We start from the raw sequence: 16,501 nt of genomic DNA, 5'->3' as shown, positions 1-16,501 counted from the left end.
TTGATTTTTAACGATTAAATAGCATTTACTAACTTTTACCATTTTCCTAACGCATAATCAATGGGAAGTTGGCTAATTTCACTGAAAATCAAGGGAAATTATGAGAATTGAGGAATTTGATGTTTTTGTGATCGGAACTGGAACTGCCGGAAAAAGTGTCGCTAAAGAATTTGTTGCTGAAGGTTTAAAAGTGGCAATCGCCGATAATCGTGAATTTGGCGGTACCTGTGCAAATCGGGGCTGTGATCCTAAGAAAGTTTTGGTTGGACTAACAGAAATTCTGGACAGGGCTGGCAAAATGGAAGGTCACGGCATCACAAAAATGCCTGAGTTCAGCTGGAAAGATCTCATGGAGTTCAAAAAAACCTTTACCAGTGCAGTTCCTGCTGCAACTGAAAAGGACATGAAAGAACTGGGGATAAAAATGTACCATCAATCTCCTAAATTTCTAGATGAAAATACCTTGTCTGTAGAAGGCAAGACGGTCAAGGCCAAAAAGATCGTTATTGCTACAGGAAATAAAGCAATGGAATTGCCAATTCCCGGAAGAGAGCTACCCATTATCAGTGATGATTTCCTGGAATTAGAAGAACTTCCTGAAAGCATGATCTTTATAGGTGCGGGTTATATAGGGATGGAATTCGCGCATATTGCAGCAAGATGTGGAGTTGATGTGACCATACTTGATGGTGAATCCAGGGCGCTGAATAATTTTGATGAGGATATGGTGAGACATCTTCAACAAGCTTCCGAAGAGATCGGGATTAAATTCATTTTTGATGCTAAAGTCACAGGAGTAGAGAAATTACAAACGAATTACAGGGTTATAGCAAATCAGAAAGGAAAAGAGATTGAAATAAAGGCAAAACTCGTGGTGAACACTGCCGGAAGAGTTCCTTCTATTGATGATCTGGATCTGAAAAAAGGGAATGTTGATTTTTCTAATAAAGGAATTACCGTAAATGAACATTTACAGAGCCCAACAAATAAAAATGTTTATGCCTGTGGAGATGTTTCGGCAAGTGAAGGTCTGCCATTAACCCCATTGTCTTCTCAAGAAGCCAGACTTGTTGCAGGTAATATTTTGAATAAAAATAGGGCGAAAACTGTAGATTATCCCCCGCAACCTTCCGTAGTGTTTACCTTACCTAATCTGGCTTCAGTAGGATTAAATGAAAAGCAGGCCAGGGAAAAAGGCTATGATTTTAAGGTAGAGCAGAAACTGGTTCCCAAATGGTTTAATGCAAAAAGGATCAATGATGATTATTATGCTTATAAAACCCTGGTTGATAAAGAAACCGGGTTGGTGCTGGGTGCTCACTTGCTAGGGCCAGATGCCGGTGAAATGATCAATATGTTCGTGATGGCTATGTGCGGAAAGCTAAATTGCGAAACCTTAAAAGGAATGATCTTTTCCTATCCAAGCTGGGCGAGCGATATAAAAGCGATGGTCTAAAGTTCAGAAGTAATACCTATTATTTCTTATTTCCATTCAGCATTTTATACATGGGATTGGTTTTCCGATTGATAAAACCATGATAGGCAATATTCAGAAATATAAGTATAGCTCCGGCGAGGGCGGTTTTTGCTATAAATTCTTCGGTCCCCTGGTGTCTTATATAAATGGCGATTAAAGCCCAAACTCCTACCGCGGCAAATTCCCGCATGTTCCTTATATAGATCATAAGAAGGTTAATAATAACAGCAACCCCAATCATAATCACGGTCCAGTCCGTTTCCGAAAAGATTGCCCCGTCCCAGCCAGTTTCGGTTAACCAGGCAGCCATATTGGCAATACTGGCTACCGTGATCCATCCTGAAAATAAGCAGATAGGCCACCAGTAAAAAAATATGACTTTAAAAGGAGCATCCCAGATTTCCATATCATTATTAAGGATCAGTTTTAAAAGTTTAGCCAGAACAAGGAACATGAGAACTACCGATAAACCTGTGAAATCATAAAGCCAGGCCACCACCCAGAGACTAGTGCCAATATTGGCGACAATGAACCAGATGGAAGTGTTTTTAATAAAATCTGTGTACTTGCCGTTGGTAAAAGCCTGGTAGAGCATGAAAACCGAACAGGCAATCAATCCCAGGTAAATTAAACCCCAGATAGAAAATGCATAATCTGCCGGGGTGAATAAATTGGAATATTTCTCGCTTACTTCACCAATAGTGGTGTTATTAATTCTTCCTGTTTGTGCGAAAAAATTGGTGATTATGGCTATAACTACCGAGAGGAAGTTAAAAACTGCCAGTCTTTTTATCATTTATAAAATTTTATTTAACGGCAATAACTTCTTTACCGGTAATAGCGAAGATACGATCTCCTTCTTCTGGTTCCATAAAATAATTTCCGGTAAACTCTCCAAAGGCAGGAAGTATCATCTGGTCCTGACTTTTAAAGAAACAAGAAAGTTTTATTAACTGTTTTCCGTTGCCTCGCATTTTAAACCCGGGATGAATATGTCCACAAATATTAAAATGATCTGCGATATTTTCAGGATGATGACTTAGATGGAAGCCTCCCACCTTGATATCAGGGAAAATTCTTATTCCAAGTGCCTGATATTTCAAGGGAGAAATAATATCATGGTTTCCGGCAATGAGGTGCACCTGGTTGTCTATACTACCAATCCATTCCTCAAACATATTCCATTCCATATTCATGGAGCTGTGAAATAGATCGCCTAAAAAAACAATGTGTTCAGGATCGAATTCTTTTCGTAATTGATCCAGTTTTAAAAAGTTCTGAGAAGTTGCTTTTAATGGGACTGCGCTACCATGTTTTCTAAAATGAGAGACCTTTCCCAGGTGAACATCAGCAACCAGTAATACTTCCTGTTCTGGCCAGTAAACCGCTCCAAAAGGGTGTAATACAAAATCCTGATTCTGGATCTTAATGTTAAAATTCATCTATAATTTGCAAAGTATTTCCGCCGCCTTTTCCAGTGTCTCATCTGTTTTCGCAAAACAAAAGCGCAGCTGGTTGTTATCCTTTTCGTTAATATTAAAAACTGAAACGGGGATAGAGGCCAACCCGTGTTCCTTCACTAATCTTTCCGCGAAATTTACGTCATTTTCATCGGTTATCCCGGAAAAATTTAAAAGCTGATAGTAGGTTCCTTTTGAAGGTGTGTAGGTAAATTTTGAGTCTTTTATCAAGTTAAGAAAAAGATCTCTCTTGGTCTGGTAAAATTTAGAAAGACTTAAATAATTTTCGGCATTTTTTAAATATTCAGCATAAGCTCTTTGCATTGGATGAACTACAGAAAAAACGGTAATTTCATGGATCTTTCTTATTTCTTTCATCAAATTTTCAGGAGCTACACAATATCCGGTTTTCCAGCCTGTATTATGAAATGTCTTTCCGAAAGATGCACAAACAATGGATCGCTCAGACAACTCAGAAAATTTCGAGGCACTTTGATGTTGTTCTTTGTCAAAGATCAAATGTTCATAAACTTCGTCGCTTAAAAGGATAATATCAGTTTCTGAAAGGATATTTTGAAGTTGAAGCATGTCTTCTTCAGAAAGAATTGTACCGGTTGGATTATGAGGGGTATTAATAATGATCATTTTGGTTTTTGAAGTGATCACCGATCTCACTTCTTCCCAGTCTACCTTATAATTATCGCCCTTTAACTGGATCTGAACCGGTTTTCCGCCATTTAATTTAATGGTAGGCTCATAGGTGTCATAAGCTGGTTTTAAAACGATCACTTCATCTCCTTTTTTTACGAAGGCAGTAATTGCTGTGTATAAAGCTTCCGTCGCACCGGAGGTAATTGTTATTTCAGAATCTACATCGTATTCTTTTCCATAGAGCGATCTGATCTTTTTGATGATCTCTTCTCTTAAAACCTGCACTCCGGAATCTGGTGGATATTGATTATATCCCTCTTCCATTGCCCTGGTCACAAGATCTTTTAATTTTTGATCTGTTTCAAAATTTGGAAATCCCTGAGATAAATTTATGGCATTATGATCGTTGGCCATTTTACTCATTATCGAAAATATGCTGGTTTTGGTACCAGGTAATTTTGATTTGATTTCGAAGATTCCGGACATAGTTCAAATTTTAATTAAAATGCATAAAAAAACCCGGACTGCAAAGTCCGGGTTCATCTATATTTATTCTGAAAGCGATTATTTTACACTTGCTTTCAAGTATTCTCTGTTCATTCTGGCGATGTTCTCTAAAGAAATTCCTTTAGGACATTCAATTTCACATGCGCCGGTATTGGTACAGTTACCAAATCCTTCTTTATCCATTTGCTCTACCATTTGCAAAACTCTGCGATCTGCTTCAACTTCTCCTTGCGGAAGTAGCGCAAACTGACTCACTTTTGCTGAAGTAAATAACATGGCGCTGGCATTTTTACAGGCCGCCACACAGGCTCCACAACCAATACAGGTTGCAGCATAGAAAGACATATCAGCATTTTCCTTTTCAACTGGAATTGAATTGGCATCCTGGGTATTTCCTGAAGTATTTACAGAAATATATCCACCGGCCTGCTGAATCCTGTCAAAAGAACTGCGGTCTACCACCAGATCCTTGATTACCGGGAAGGCTTTAGCTCTGAAAGGTTCAATAACGATGGTGTCACCGTCCTTGAATCTTCTCATGTGTAACTGGCAGGTTGTAACTCCACGATCTGGTCCATGAGGCTCACCGTTGATCTGTAAATTACAGGATCCGCAAATTCCCTCACGACAGTCATGATCAAAAGCTACAGGTTCATCTCCCTTTTCGATAAGCTGTTCATTAAGAACATCCATCATCTCAAGAAAAGACATATCAGCAGAAATATCTGAAACCTCGTAGGTTTGCATTTTTCCTTTGGTGTCGGCGTTTTTCTGACGCCATATTTTTAATGTAAGGTTCATACTTTTAGTATTGAGTATTTAGAAATGAGATCTTAGAATTATCGGGACATTCGTCTCAATTCTTCAATCTCAAATCTCAAATCTATTTATAACTCCTTGTTTTTACCTGGATATTTTCATAATCTAAATCTTCTTTATGAAGAATAGCATCTGCAGGATTACCTGTATATTCCCAGGCTGCTACATACATAAAGTTCTCGTCATCACGAAGAGCTTCCCCTTCTTCCGTTTGATATTCTTCTCTAAAGTGACCACCACAAGATTCTTTTCTATGCAGCGCATCTTTAGCGAATAATTCACCTAATTCAAGGAAATCTGCCACACGACCTGCTTTTTCAAGCTCGGCATTCATTTCCATGGTATTTCCAGGAACCCGAACGTCTTTCCAGAATTCTTCACGAAGTTCCTGTATCTCCTTGATCGCTTCCGTAAGGCCTTCAGCATTTCTTGCCATTCCAACCTTATTCCACATAATCTTACCAAGGATCTTATGGAAATGATCTACAGATTTGGTTCCTTTAGTATTGATAAGTTTTTCCAGTCTTTCACGAACTTCTGTTTCTGCAGCGTCAAATTCAGCAGAATCAGTTGGAATTTTTCCTGTTCTAATATCGTTAGACAGATAATTACCAATGGTATAAGGTAATACGAAATAGCCATCAGCAAGTCCCTGCATTAAAGCAGAAGCTCCAAGCCTGTTAGCTCCGTGATCTGAAAAGTTCGCTTCTCCAATCGCGTAACATCCGGGAATTGTGGTTTGAAGGTTGTAATCAACCCAAACACCTCCCATGGTATAATGTACCGCAGGATAAATCATCATTGGAGTTTCGTATGGATTTTGATCCACGATCTTCTCATACATTTGGAAGAGGTTACCGTATTTGGCTTCTACAACCTCTTTCCCAAGCTCCTGAATTTTAGCATCTGTAGGATTGCTTATTTTTTGAGTAGTTGCAGCTTCTTTACCATATCTCATGATCGCTGCACTAAAATCCAGATACACCGCTTCTCCTGTTTTATTTACTCCGAAACCTGCATCGCAACGTTCTTTTGCTGCTCTTGAAGCCACATCACGGGGCACCAGGTTACCAAATGCGGGATATCTTCTCTCTAAGTAATAATCTCTTTCTTCTTCTGAAAGTTCTGTTGGTTTTTTCTTTCCGGCTCTTATCGCTTCAGCATCTTCTTTTTTCTTCGGAACCCAGATCCTACCATCATTACGTAAGGATTCAGACATCAACGTCAATTTAGACTGATGATCTCCGGAAACCGGAATACAGGTAGGGTGAATTTGTGTAAAGCAAGGGTTGGCAAAATAAGCTCCCTTTTTATGTATTTTCCAGCTAGCCGTTACGTTACTTCCCATGGCATTGGTAGAAAGGAAGAATACATTCCCATATCCTCCTGAAGCAATCACAACTGCATGTGCTGAATGTCTTTCAAGTTCTCCAGTTACCAGATTTCTGGCGATGATTCCACGAGCTTTGCCATCAACCTTTACAACATCAAGCATCTCATGCCTGTTAAAAGCCTGGATCTTACCACGGTTTATCTGGCGGTTCATTGCTGAATAGGCTCCAAGCAATAATTGCTGTCCTGTTTGTCCTTTTGCATAAAAAGTTCTCGATACAAGTACTCCACCGAAAGAACGGTTATCTAAAAGACCACCATATTCGCGGGCAAAGGGAACTCCCTGAGCAACACATTGATCAATAATATTTCCGGAAACCTGTGCAAGTCTGTATACGTTGGATTCTCTGGAACGATAATCCCCACCTTTTACAGTATCATAGAAAAGACGGTATACAGAATCACCGTCGCCCTGGTAATTCTTTGCTGCATTGATTCCTCCCTGTGCCGCAATAGAATGCGCTCTACGTGGAGAATCCTGGTAGCAGAATGTTTTTACGTTATAGCCCAGTTCAGCAAGAGTGGCCGCGGCGCTACCTCCTGCAAGTCCGGTTCCCACAACGATAACGTCAATGTTTCGTTTGTTAGCCGGGTTTACCAGGTCTATTGAGTTTTTATGACTGGTCCACTTTTCTGCCAATGGGCCTTTAGGTGCATTTGATTCAAATATTCCCATAGCTTAAATTTTTTCTAGTACAAAGTAAATATAAAAAGGTATTACTGCGAATGCCAGGGGTACCAAGACCGAAAAAGCATAACCAAGCTTTCTTATAAACCCATTGTATTTAGGATGATTAACACCAAGTGACTGAAATCCGCTTGCAAAACCATGTGACAGGTGAAATGCAATAGCAAGCATTGCAAATCCATATGCAATAGCCCAAATTAGGCCATACTGCGCATCCTGAAATGTTTTGATAGTTAGTGTATAAAGATCTTTCACCTCTTCCCCATTCGCAGTGGTATAAATAGTATCGTCAAGACCTCCAAATTTCATTTCAGCCCAGAACATGCTCATGTGAATAATGATAAAAGCTAAAATGATACTACCAAGGATCCCCATATTTCTAGAAGACCACATGCTGTTTGTTGAAGGCTTGAAACTTACGTAACCTTGAGGTCGGGCCTTGCGGTTATGGATAGTCAGCATTAGACCATCAATCGCATGGAAAATAATACTTATATACGTTAGGTAAGATAAAACCTTAACTGCCGGATTAGTGGTCATGAATAATGCGTATTCATTAAACTGATCCTTAGCCGTTTCACTTACAGGCAGCAATAATTGTAAATTTCCGAGAAGGTGACCTACTAAAAACAGGCACAGGAAAAGGCCTGTGAAAGCCATCCAGTATTTTTTCGCCAATGATGACTTTAAAAGGGCAGATTTCGCCATAAATGTTTTGAATTATTTAGATAAAGTGCCGCAAAAATACGCTTCCTTCTAATTTTTAACAAACTTTGGCGGTCTTTTTAAGCTCTATTTAGAACTAATTTAAAGTACTTTATAATTTGTTGAAGCTTTGAATCAGAGTGCCTTGCAGATTAGACTTTTAAACAATTCTTAAAGGAATCTTCGGAGGTCAAAATTCTTGTTTTGGCAAAAACTTAACTGCGCGAAAAAAGCAATTTTTGTAATTTTCTTTTTCATCAAACCCTACAATGAAAAATAGAACTGAAGAAATTATAAAATCGCTTTCAGAAATTTTCGAAGGTGAACCCTGGTACGGTGAGTCGGTAATGCGAAAATTGGAAAATGTACCTTACGTAATAGGGTATAAGACCTGTATTCCTGAATCTCACAGCGTTGCTCAGATCGTGGGGCATTTAATTGCCTGGAAAACCTTTGCTGCTGAAAAGTTGAGAAATAATGAAAAGTATAACATTGAAATAGATTCTAAGGAAGACTGGCCCATAATTGAAGTTCAATCTCAGGAAGAATGGGAAGATCTAAAAAGAAGACTGGTCGCGGCTCAAAGTAGGATATATGAAATCTTACTTCAGAAGAAAGATGATTCTTTTCTAGGAAATAAAGTAAGCGGGAAAGATTATAATTTCGGATATTTATTAAATGGTATTATTCAGCATGATATTTACCATTTAGGGCAGATTGGTCTAATTGAAAGTCAGCTCAAAGACAAGAAGATTGATTCAGGTGTTTTTAAAGCTTAAAAACAGATTTATTAAATGGATTTTATAGACTATTATAAACTTTTAGAGCTTGATAAGTCAGCCAGTAAAGAAGATATAAAAAAAGCCTATCGTCGGCTTGCGCGTAAATATCATCCAGATCTCAATCCCAGTGATAAAGAAGCCCAGGCGAGATTTCAGCAAATCAATGAAGCTAATGAAGTTTTAAGCGATCCTGAAAAACGTAAAAAATACGACGAATACGGAAAAGACTGGCAGCATGCCGATCAATTTGAAGAGGCCAGAAAACAACAGGCGGCCTCGGGAGGTTATGCTGGAGGTTTTGGTGGTGGCGGACAGTCTAGATCCTATAGCGGTAATTTTGATGAGGATACTTTTTCAGATTTTTTTGAACAGATGTTTGGAGGCAGGGCAAGAGCTGGCGGTTCACAGCGTGGCGCCCATTTCAAGGGACAGGATTTTAATGCTGAACTTCAGCTAAGACTAAGCCAGGTATATAAGGACGAAAAACATACCATTACAGTCAACGGCAAGAATATCAGGCTTAGTATTCCCGCAGGGGTTGAGAATGGTCAGACTATAAAGATCAAAGGTCATGGCGGACCCGGAGTTCAGGGTGGGCCTAAAGGAGATCTGTATATTACTTTTAATATTTTAAATGATACTGCCTTCCGAAGAGAAAAAGAAAATCTGTACGCTACTGAAGAAATAAGTTTGAGTACCGCTGTTCTGGGAGGAGAGATCCAGGTAAATACTTTTAACGGGAAAGTAAAACTTAAGGTTAAGCCGGGAACTCAGAATGATACTAAAGTCAAATTGAAAGGGAAAGGATTTCCGAAGTATAAAAAAGAAAATCAGTTTGGAGACCTTTATATTACTTATAAAGTGAAAATACCCGAACATTTATCTGAAAAACAGAAAGAATTATTTCAGGAACTTAAAAAAACGGGAATATGAGAAAAGAAGATCTGATTCCTGCGGAAGAGATTTGTGTTCGCTATAAAGTGGGGCGTCAATTTGTGAGTTCACTTTACGAAAGCGGAATCATTGAAATAATTACAATTGAAGAAACAGAATATGTTCATTGTGATCATTTGGCGAATTTTGAAAAGATGATGCGGTTGCATCATGACCTGGAAATTAACCTTGAAGGGCTGGAAGCAATAAATCATTTATTGCAGCAGATAAAGCAATTACAGAAAGATAACAGACGCTTGAAAAACCGTTTGGGGCTTTATGAGTGATATCATACCACTAAAGTTCAATATAAAATAGCATCAATTCTGTGGGGTCACCGGGCAAGTGAGTTTTTTCCCTGAAATTAAAACCCAGTCTACCCAGTAATTTTCTGGAACCAGTATTTTCCTCTAAGGTGATAGCGCAAAGCCTGGAAATTCCAAATTCTTTTTTTGCAGCTTTTTTAAGTTCACTGGTAGCCTCAAAAGCATAGCCCATTTTTTCAAATTCCGGAAGAAAAGCAAATCCAAGATCTACATCTTTTAAACCCTCACGTTTATATAAACCACAGGTTCCAATTTTTGTGAAATCAGATTTTCTAAGAATCGTATAATTAGAGAAACCCATTTTTTGCAGTTGAGGATGCATCCTGGTGGAAATATAATTTTCGGCATCCTTAATACTTTTAATCTTGCGGTCACCAATAAACTGAAGCCATTTTGGAGAATTTAATAGTTTAAAAATAAAATTTGCGTCTTCCAGGGCGGTAGGTCTTATTAAAAGCCTTTCGGTCTCAAATGTTTTATAATTCCCTATTTGCATTAAAAAGCCAGGTGTTTATATTAATTTTTCTAGTCTAAATTAGTAAAACTCCAGATGACTTAAAATTTTAAATAGCTTTAATAGCTTTTGCGTTTAATTCCTTTAATTTTGAAAAAATTGAAAAGATTTATTTATGAAATATGATAGAATAGATTCGAAACTCTTTATAAAAAACCGCAAAAACTTCATGCAGAAGGTGAAGCCAAAAAGCCTGGCGGTTTTTAATTCAAATGATATTTATCCAATTGGTGCCGATAGTACCATGCCTTTTCAGCAAAATCGTGATATCTTTTATTTAAGCGGGGTAGACCAGGACGAAAGTATTCTGGTTTTATTTCCAGATGCGCCTGAAGAGAAACACCGGGAAATTCTTTTCCTTACAGAGACCAATGAGCATATTGCGGTTTGGGAAGGAGCAAAGCTTACCAAAGAAGATGCTCTTGAGGTAAGTGGGATCAAAACGGTTTACTGGATGAAAGATTTTGAAAAGATCTTTTTCGAAGTAATGACGCAGTGTGAAACGGTTTATTTAAATACTAATGAACACTATAGAGCGAATCATCAAACGGAGACCAGAGATGATCGATTCATTAAATGGTGTAAGGAAAAATATCCTGCGCACCAGGTAGCCAAAGCAAATCCTATCCTGCAGAGATTGCGTTCAGTAAAAGATCCTATTGAACTGGATCTAATGCAAAAAGCTTGTGATATCACCGATAAAGCTTTCCGAAGAACTTTGAAATTTGTGAAGTCCGGCGTTTGGGAATATGAAATTGAAGCGGAATACTATCATGAAATGATCAGAAATCGCTCAAAAGGTTTCGCATATACTCCAATTATCGCGAGTGGGAATAATGCGAATGTGTTACATTATATAGAGAACAGACATCAATGTAAAGAAGGAGATCTTATTCTTTTGGATACTGGCGCAGAATATGCAAATTATTCCAGTGACCTTAGCCGGACGATTCCTGTTTCGGGAAGATATACAGACCGGCAAAAGCAGGTTTATAATGCGGTGAATAAGGTTAAGAAGGACGCTACCAAGATGTTGGTTCCGGGAACTATGTGGAAGGAATACCATGTTGAGGTTGGAAAAATGATGACTTCAGAATTGCTTGATCTTGGGTTGCTTGACAAAGCAGATGTACAGAATGAAGATCCGGACTGGCCAGCTTATAAAAAGTATTTTATGCACGGTACTTCACATCATATTGGTCTTGATACGCACGACTATGGTATATTGACTGAACCAATGCAGGCAAATCAGGTATTTACAGTAGAGCCTGGTATTTACCTACCTGATGAAGGTTTTGGAATTAGACTGGAAGATGATGTGGTAATTCAGGAAAAAGGAGAGCCATTTAATTTAATGAGAAATATACCTATAGAAATTGAGGAGATAGAGGATATCATGAATTCCTAATATACCAATGATTTAGCATCGAAGTTTGCGATTTACCTCTCCCTTGGGAGAGGGTAGGGAGAGAGAGAAATAAAAAATTTAATCTTATATTCTCCTGGAATTGAAAACAAAAGATCTGTATAACCAGTTTTTGGAAATTTTTTATTTACCGCGAATTCCTGAATTTTTATTCCTGGGTTCGCGGTTTTTTATTTTTTTATATGAGTGAAATAATATTTAAAGGAGCAAAAATTCATTTTACAAGCCAGGGGGAGGGAAGTAAAGTGCCATTGGTGTTATTACATGGCTTTTTAGAGGATTCAGAAATCTGGGATCCAATTGTTGAAGAACTCCAAAAGGAGCGGCAGGTTATTTGCATTGATTTACCTGGTCATGGAAAATCGGAAGGAATTGCAAAAATACATTGTATGCAGCTCATGGCTGAGGTCGTTTGGAAGGTGCTTAAGGAGCTTGAAATAGAGTTAATTAGTATTGCCGGGCACAGCATGGGAGGTTATGTGAGTTTGGAATTCCTGAAAAATTTTCCTATGATATTAAAGAGCGTAATGTTGATTAATTCAACACCGATTGGGGACACTGTGGAAAAACGAAAAATTCGTGAAAGATCTGTTAAGTTGGTCGGGAAAAATAAGGAGGCATATGTAAGTATGGCAATTTCAAATTTGTATCCTGAAGAGAGTAAAAGAAAATTTGCTTCAGAAATTCAAGATTTGAAAGCCCGGGCACTTAAAATGAAGGCTAAAAATATTCAGGCAGCATTAATTGGTATGAAAAATCGTACAAATTATAGTGAGGAGTTAAAAAGCTTTTCAGGCCAGAAAATAATCGCTGCCGGAAAACAGGATCCTATATTGGAGATCAATGAAATAGCGGAGGTTTCAGGGGATTGTGCTTGTGAGTTTTATGAGATGGAAAACGGGCATAATTCTTATATGGAAGATATGAACAATTTAAGAACAATTATGCTTTTCATCGATTAATTAACGCTTTTTGTCGAACTATTAACTTTTTTTTATAATTTAGTAATCTAGAAACCAGAAATTTAACCTTATATGAAAAAAGCAAACCCTAGTTTATTTTCATTTGCCAAGGTTCATTGTAGTCTTTTCGGGCATAAATTAAGAGTGTCAAAGAATATTACCAATCACGTACATGAATATAAATGTAGAAAGTGCGGGATGGAAATGACCGATACTGCGGACGGACTTTTAGCACGGTTAACTCCAAAGTTTAAAGAAACCAATGAATATCTTGCCAAGATCCATAAAAGACGCAGGCGGGTGTATTTTTCAAAAGCTTCTTAATCCTCTCTATTCTCCATAGAGTTCCAGCCCCTTGCAATTAATGGCAGTTTTTGATTTGCTCGAGTAACCAGGTGCATGCCTTCATTTTCTTCGGTCATATGGCCAATAACGGTTAAATGTGGATTCCCTTTAATTTTATCGTAGTCGTCCTGTGAGATGGTGAATAATAATTCATAATCCTCACCACCACTCAAGGCGATCATGGTGCTGTCTATTTCAAATTCTTCACAAACCGAAATTACTGCCGGATCTAAAGGAATCTTTTCCTCGAAAATATTAGCACCAAGTTTTGATTTTTTGCAAAGATGAATTATTTCAGAAGAAAGTCCGTCGCTAATGTCAATCATAGAAGTTGGTTTTACCTCAAGATCTTTGAGTAGTGGGCCAATATCTTTCCGTGCTTCAGGTTTTAGTTGCCTTTCAATTAAATAGGTGTATTGATCCAGGTCTGGTTGTGAATTTGGATTTGCCTTAAAAACTTCTTTTTCGCGTTCCAAAACCTGTAATCCCATGTAAGCTGCTCCAAGATCACCGGTTAAAACCAGTAGGTCATTTGCTTTTGCCCCGTCACGATATACGATGTCTTCCTTTTCAGCAATTCCAAGGGCAGTCACGCTTATCATTAAACCGGAGGTAGAAGAAGTAGTATCCCCTCCAATTACATCAACATTATATATTTTAGAGGCTAACTGAATTCCGGCATATAATTCTTCTAAAGCTTGAACAGGAAAACGATTTGAAACTGCAATGGAAACAGTAATTTGGGTGGCTGTTCCATTCATGGCATAAATATCGGAAAGATTTACCATCACGGCTTTATAACCCAAATGTTTAAGAGGCATATAAGCCAGGTCAAAGTGCACGCCTTCAACGAGTAGGTCGGTACTTACGATAGTTTGCTTATTTTCAAAATTAAGCACGGCAGCATCATCCCCAATAGCCTTTATGGTGGATTCCAGCTTGGGGCTAAAATTCTTGGTTAGATGGTCTATTAAACCAAATTCACCTAATTCTGAAAGGTTTGTCTTGCTTTCCTGACTATTCTCAAACATGCAATTGAATTTTAAAGTGCAAAAGTACGATTATAAAATTCAATGAAGAAGAATGAAGTGAAAGCTTTATAAGTGAGAATAGTGTAGATAATGGATCTTAAGCAAGCTTGATTTTTGATTGATGGGCTCTATCAGTCAATTCTTAAAACATATGCTTAGTCTATGGTAAAACACATGCTTTGTAGTATATTTGTGCCCAATTTAGAATTAATCTTTATAGGTTATGATTAAAGTTAGCGAAGAAGCTAAAAGTAAAATTTCCGCCCTGATGTCTGAAGGAGGTTTCAATCCTTCGGCCGACTACGTTCGTGTTGGTGTTAAGAGTGGTGGATGTTCTGGCTTATCTTATGAATTGAATTTTGATAAGAGCCAGGCCGAAGGCGATAAAGTCTTTGAAGATAACGAGGTAAAGATCGTTGTAGATAAACGCAGTGTGTTGTATTTAGCCGGAACTATCCTGGAATATTCAGGAGGATTGAACGGTAAGGGATTTGTGTTTAATAATCCCAATGCGCAAAGAACCTGCGGATGCGGTGAAAGTTTTTCACTGTAAAATTAATACGTCAATTTAGATTGACGTTAATCTAGTTAGAATTAGCAATAATGGCATATACTGAAGACGATTTAAAGAAAGAGCTCGAAACCAAAGAGTATGAGTATGGATTTTATACAGACATAGAATCTGATACTTTTCCTGTGGGCTTGAACGAGGATATCGTGCGGGCAATTTCTAAAAAGAAGGAAGAACCGGAATGGATGACTGAATGGCGTTTGGAAGCATACCGCGCCTGGGAAGATATGATCGAACCGGAATGGGCTAATGTACATTACCCAAAACCGGACTTTCAAAATATCTCTTATTATTCTGCTCCTAATAAAAAACCGAAATACGACAGTCTGGATGAGGTAGATCCTGAATTACTGGATACTTTCAAGAAGTTGGGTATTTCTATAGATGAGCAGAAAAAACTTGCCGGAGTCGCGGTAGATATCGTGATGGATTCTGTATCTGTTACTACTACGTTTAAAAAGACCCTGGCTGAAAAAGGAATTATTTTTTGTTCGATTTCTGAAGCTATCAAGGAACATCCTGAATTGGTGAAGAAATATTTAGGTACGGTGGTTCCTAAAAAAGATAATTTCTATGCAGCATTGAATTCTGCTGTATTTAGTGATGGTTCTTTCTGTTACATTCCAAAAGGAGTTCGTTGCCCTATGGAACTATCAACTTACTTTAGAATTAATCAGGCGGGAACCGGCCAGTTTGAAAGAACATTGGTAGTTGCTGATGAAGATAGTTATGTAAGTTACCTGGAAGGTTGTACTGCACCTTCGCGTGATGAAAATCAATTACACGCAGCTGTGGTAGAGCTTGTGGCTCTGGATGGTTCAGAAATTAAATATAGTACCGTTCAAAACTGGTTTCCGGGAAACAAAGAAGGTAAGGGAGGAGTTTTCAATTTTGTTACTAAGAGAGGACTTTGTGAGAAAAACGCAAAAATCTCCTGGACTCAGGTTGAAACTGGTTCAGCAGTAACCTGGAAATATCCTAGTTGTATTTTAAAAGGAGATAACTCTGTAGGAGAATTTTATTCAATTGCGGTAACCAATAATTATCAGCAGGCAGATACCGGAACAAAAATGATCCACCTTGGAAAGAATACCAAGAGTACAATCATTTCTAAAGGTATTTCGGCAGGTAAATCTCAAAACTCATATCGTGGACTCGTTCAAATTAACGGGCGTGCTCACAATGCCAGGAACTTCTCGCAATGTGATTCCCTGTTAATGGGTAACAAGTGTGGTGCGCATACCTTCCCGTATATTGAGGTTAAGAACAAATCGGCCCAGGTAGAGCATGAGGCGACTACCAGTAAGATTGGAGAAGACCAGATCTTTTATTGTAATCAACGTGGTATTGATACTGAAAAAGCGATTGCATTAATTGTGAACGGTTTTAGTAAAGAAGTATTGAATAAGTTGCCGATGGAATTTGCAGTTGAAGCTCAAAAACTACTTGAAATTTCCCTGGAAGGTTCCGTAGGATAGATTCAAGTAGGATATACTGTTATGAAGAAGTTATTTGGATTATTGATACTAAGTATGATTCTCTTTTCCTGTCAGGATGAAGATCGTAGGGAGCTAATGGATCAGCCCCAGGCTGAAAAAGTCCCGGATAGTATTCAGGTGCTGGAAGGAGAATTTATATATGTGGCAGACGCGGCAGTATTAAGGGGAGATGGTTTTGTATATGGGGTTACTTTAGATTCTATGTCTCAGGTGCTCTCAGACCAGGTTAGTCCGGTGAAACAAGATGACTTTGAAATGATTCCGGTAACGGTAAAAGCAAAAATACTACCAAATCCCGCGCAGGAAGGTTGGGAGGAAGTAATAGAGATAAGGGAAATTATTAAAGTTCCTCAGGTCGCAAAAGCTTCCGATACAATAGAAAAAAAATAGAAAATTAAATATCTGCTGAGGCA

The 16,501-nt window shown here is 38.2% G+C and carries 18 protein-coding genes; 10 read left to right on the top strand and 8 right to left on the bottom strand.

Annotation, left to right across the window (positions count from 1 at the left end; translation table 11 throughout):
* Window positions 1–100: 100 nt before the first annotated feature.
* Window positions 101–1,456, top strand: a complete 1,356-nt coding sequence (locus LGQ90_RS10760; RefSeq protein WP_229340991.1) for a dihydrolipoyl dehydrogenase family protein — start codon at window positions 101–103, stop codon at window positions 1,454–1,456.
* A 19-nt stretch (window positions 1,457–1,475) separates the two neighbouring features.
* On the opposite strand, the gene LGQ90_RS10755 is transcribed toward LGQ90_RS10760, so the two are convergent.
* The 6 genes from LGQ90_RS10755 to LGQ90_RS10730 all read right to left on the bottom strand — a co-directional run bounded on the left by LGQ90_RS10755 (window position 1,476) and on the right by LGQ90_RS10730 (window position 7,702).
* Window positions 1,476–2,273, bottom strand: coding sequence for a tryptophan-rich sensory protein (locus tag LGQ90_RS10755; protein WP_229340989.1), 798 nt, complete (start codon window positions 2,271–2,273; stop codon window positions 1,476–1,478).
* A 10-nt stretch (window positions 2,274–2,283) separates the two neighbouring features.
* Window positions 2,284–2,919, bottom strand: coding sequence for a ligase-associated DNA damage response endonuclease PdeM (gene pdeM, locus LGQ90_RS10750; protein ID WP_229340987.1), 636 nt, complete (start codon window positions 2,917–2,919; stop codon window positions 2,284–2,286).
* Window positions 2,920–4,074 (bottom strand): methionine aminotransferase, encoded by a 1,155-nt coding sequence (locus tag LGQ90_RS10745; RefSeq protein WP_229340984.1) that lies wholly within the window; start codon window positions 4,072–4,074, stop codon window positions 2,920–2,922. It abuts the gene before it with no gap.
* A 78-nt stretch (window positions 4,075–4,152) separates the two neighbouring features.
* Window positions 4,153–4,896: a succinate dehydrogenase/fumarate reductase iron-sulfur subunit gene (locus LGQ90_RS10740; protein WP_229340982.1), complete on the bottom strand. Its 744-nt coding sequence runs from the start codon at window positions 4,894–4,896 to the stop codon at window positions 4,153–4,155.
* An 82-nt stretch (window positions 4,897–4,978) separates the two neighbouring features.
* Window positions 4,979–6,982 (bottom strand): fumarate reductase/succinate dehydrogenase flavoprotein subunit, encoded by a 2,004-nt coding sequence (locus LGQ90_RS10735; RefSeq protein ID WP_229340980.1) that lies wholly within the window; start codon window positions 6,980–6,982, stop codon window positions 4,979–4,981.
* Between the two features lie 3 nt (window positions 6,983–6,985).
* Window positions 6,986–7,702 carry a succinate dehydrogenase cytochrome b subunit gene (locus LGQ90_RS10730; protein WP_229340978.1) on the bottom strand — a complete coding sequence of 239 codons (717 nt, stop codon included), beginning with the start codon at window positions 7,700–7,702 and terminating at the stop codon, window positions 6,986–6,988.
* Window positions 7,703–7,968: 266 nt separating this feature from the next.
* Here LGQ90_RS10730 and LGQ90_RS10725 point away from each other — a divergent pair, with 266 nt between their 5' ends.
* Genes LGQ90_RS10725 through LGQ90_RS10715 form a run of 3 tightly spaced genes read left to right on the top strand, consistent with a single transcriptional unit; the run spans window position 7,969 to window position 9,701 of the window.
* Window positions 7,969–8,478 (top strand): DinB family protein, encoded by a 510-nt coding sequence (locus LGQ90_RS10725; RefSeq protein WP_229340976.1) that lies wholly within the window; start codon window positions 7,969–7,971, stop codon window positions 8,476–8,478.
* Window positions 8,479–8,493: 15 nt separating this feature from the next.
* Entirely contained in the window at window positions 8,494–9,414 is a 921-nt protein-coding gene (locus tag LGQ90_RS10720; RefSeq protein ID WP_229340974.1) for a DnaJ C-terminal domain-containing protein, read from the top strand.
* Window positions 9,411–9,701: a chaperone modulator CbpM gene (locus LGQ90_RS10715; protein WP_229340972.1), complete on the top strand. Its 291-nt coding sequence runs from the start codon at window positions 9,411–9,413 to the stop codon at window positions 9,699–9,701. The genes LGQ90_RS10720 and LGQ90_RS10715 overlap by 4 nt, the downstream gene beginning before the upstream one ends.
* Before the next feature lie 10 nt (window positions 9,702–9,711).
* Here LGQ90_RS10715 and LGQ90_RS10710 read toward each other — a convergent pair whose 3' ends face one another.
* Window positions 9,712–10,236 (bottom strand): GNAT family N-acetyltransferase, encoded by a 525-nt coding sequence (locus tag LGQ90_RS10710; RefSeq protein WP_229340970.1) that lies wholly within the window; start codon window positions 10,234–10,236, stop codon window positions 9,712–9,714.
* 133 nt (window positions 10,237–10,369) lie between these two features.
* Between LGQ90_RS10710 and LGQ90_RS10705 the strand changes: the two genes are divergently transcribed.
* The 3 genes from LGQ90_RS10705 (at window position 10,370) to LGQ90_RS10695 (ending at window position 12,966) form a co-directional block, all read left to right on the top strand.
* On the top strand, window positions 10,370–11,662 hold the full coding sequence (locus LGQ90_RS10705; RefSeq protein WP_229340968.1) for an aminopeptidase P family protein: 1,293 nt from the start codon (window positions 10,370–10,372) through the stop codon (window positions 11,660–11,662).
* Window positions 11,663–11,862: 200 nt separating this feature from the next.
* Window positions 11,863–12,642, top strand: a complete 780-nt coding sequence (locus LGQ90_RS10700) for an alpha/beta hydrolase (RefSeq protein ID WP_229340967.1) — start codon at window positions 11,863–11,865, stop codon at window positions 12,640–12,642.
* Window positions 12,643–12,714: 72 nt separating this feature from the next.
* Window positions 12,715–12,966 carry a hypothetical protein gene (locus tag LGQ90_RS10695; RefSeq protein ID WP_229340965.1) on the top strand — a complete coding sequence of 84 codons (252 nt, stop codon included), beginning with the start codon at window positions 12,715–12,717 and terminating at the stop codon, window positions 12,964–12,966.
* Here the strand turns inward: LGQ90_RS10695 and thiL are convergent.
* Window positions 12,963–14,018, bottom strand: coding sequence for a thiamine-phosphate kinase (thiL, locus tag LGQ90_RS10690; protein WP_229340963.1), 1,056 nt, complete (start codon window positions 14,016–14,018; stop codon window positions 12,963–12,965). The two genes, LGQ90_RS10695 and thiL, sit on opposite strands and share 4 nt — an antisense overlap.
* A gap of 223 nt (window positions 14,019–14,241) precedes the next feature.
* On the opposite strand from thiL, the gene LGQ90_RS10685 reads away from it, so the two are divergent.
* Genes LGQ90_RS10685 through LGQ90_RS10675 form a run of 3 tightly spaced genes read left to right on the top strand, consistent with a single transcriptional unit; the run spans window position 14,242 to window position 16,478 of the window.
* Window positions 14,242–14,571 (top strand): HesB/IscA family protein, encoded by a 330-nt coding sequence (locus LGQ90_RS10685; RefSeq protein WP_229340961.1) that lies wholly within the window; start codon window positions 14,242–14,244, stop codon window positions 14,569–14,571.
* A gap of 50 nt (window positions 14,572–14,621) precedes the next feature.
* Window positions 14,622–16,067, top strand: coding sequence for a Fe-S cluster assembly protein SufB (gene sufB, locus LGQ90_RS10680; protein ID WP_229340959.1), 1,446 nt, complete (start codon window positions 14,622–14,624; stop codon window positions 16,065–16,067).
* Between the two features lie 21 nt (window positions 16,068–16,088).
* The gene (locus LGQ90_RS10675; RefSeq protein WP_229340957.1) at window positions 16,089–16,478 is read left to right on the top strand and encodes a hypothetical protein; all 390 of its coding nucleotides are present in this window, start codon (window positions 16,089–16,091) and stop codon (window positions 16,476–16,478) included.
* Window positions 16,479–16,501 lie beyond the last annotated feature (23 nt).

The organism is Christiangramia sediminis (genome assembly GCF_020552705.1).
GTDB classification, from domain to species: Bacteria; Bacteroidota; Bacteroidia; order Flavobacteriales; family Flavobacteriaceae; genus Christiangramia; species Christiangramia sediminis.
This window is presented reverse-complemented; position numbering and strand designations above follow the sequence as displayed.

What these genes read in the sequence shown, in the direction of transcription:
- LGQ90_RS10760 (WP_229340991.1), top strand. Translation starts at nt 101, where the DNA reads ATGAGAATTGAGGAATTTGATGTTTTTGTGATCGGAACTGGAACTGCC.
- LGQ90_RS10755 (WP_229340989.1), bottom strand. Translation starts at nt 2,273, where the DNA reads ATGATAAAAAGACTGGCAGTTTTTAACTTCCTCTCGGTAGTTATAGCC.
- pdeM (WP_229340987.1), bottom strand. Translation starts at nt 2,919, where the DNA reads ATGAATTTTAACATTAAGATCCAGAATCAGGATTTTGTATTACACCCT.
- LGQ90_RS10745 (WP_229340984.1), bottom strand. Translation starts at nt 4,074, where the DNA reads ATGTCCGGAATCTTCGAAATCAAATCAAAATTACCTGGTACCAAAACC.
- LGQ90_RS10740 (WP_229340982.1), bottom strand. Translation starts at nt 4,896, where the DNA reads ATGAACCTTACATTAAAAATATGGCGTCAGAAAAACGCCGACACCAAA.
- LGQ90_RS10735 (WP_229340980.1), bottom strand. Translation starts at nt 6,982, where the DNA reads ATGGGAATATTTGAATCAAATGCACCTAAAGGCCCATTGGCAGAAAAG.
- LGQ90_RS10730 (WP_229340978.1), bottom strand. Translation starts at nt 7,702, where the DNA reads ATGGCGAAATCTGCCCTTTTAAAGTCATCATTGGCGAAAAAATACTGG.
- LGQ90_RS10725 (WP_229340976.1), top strand. Translation starts at nt 7,969, where the DNA reads ATGAAAAATAGAACTGAAGAAATTATAAAATCGCTTTCAGAAATTTTC.
- LGQ90_RS10720 (WP_229340974.1), top strand. Translation starts at nt 8,494, where the DNA reads ATGGATTTTATAGACTATTATAAACTTTTAGAGCTTGATAAGTCAGCC.
- LGQ90_RS10715 (WP_229340972.1), top strand. Translation starts at nt 9,411, where the DNA reads ATGAGAAAAGAAGATCTGATTCCTGCGGAAGAGATTTGTGTTCGCTAT.
- LGQ90_RS10710 (WP_229340970.1), bottom strand. Translation starts at nt 10,236, where the DNA reads ATGCAAATAGGGAATTATAAAACATTTGAGACCGAAAGGCTTTTAATA.
- LGQ90_RS10705 (WP_229340968.1), top strand. Translation starts at nt 10,370, where the DNA reads ATGAAATATGATAGAATAGATTCGAAACTCTTTATAAAAAACCGCAAA.
- LGQ90_RS10700 (WP_229340967.1), top strand. Translation starts at nt 11,863, where the DNA reads ATGAGTGAAATAATATTTAAAGGAGCAAAAATTCATTTTACAAGCCAG.
- LGQ90_RS10695 (WP_229340965.1), top strand. Translation starts at nt 12,715, where the DNA reads ATGAAAAAAGCAAACCCTAGTTTATTTTCATTTGCCAAGGTTCATTGT.
- thiL (WP_229340963.1), bottom strand. Translation starts at nt 14,018, where the DNA reads ATGTTTGAGAATAGTCAGGAAAGCAAGACAAACCTTTCAGAATTAGGT.
- LGQ90_RS10685 (WP_229340961.1), top strand. Translation starts at nt 14,242, where the DNA reads ATGATTAAAGTTAGCGAAGAAGCTAAAAGTAAAATTTCCGCCCTGATG.
- sufB (WP_229340959.1), top strand. Translation starts at nt 14,622, where the DNA reads ATGGCATATACTGAAGACGATTTAAAGAAAGAGCTCGAAACCAAAGAG.
- LGQ90_RS10675 (WP_229340957.1), top strand. Translation starts at nt 16,089, where the DNA reads ATGAAGAAGTTATTTGGATTATTGATACTAAGTATGATTCTCTTTTCC.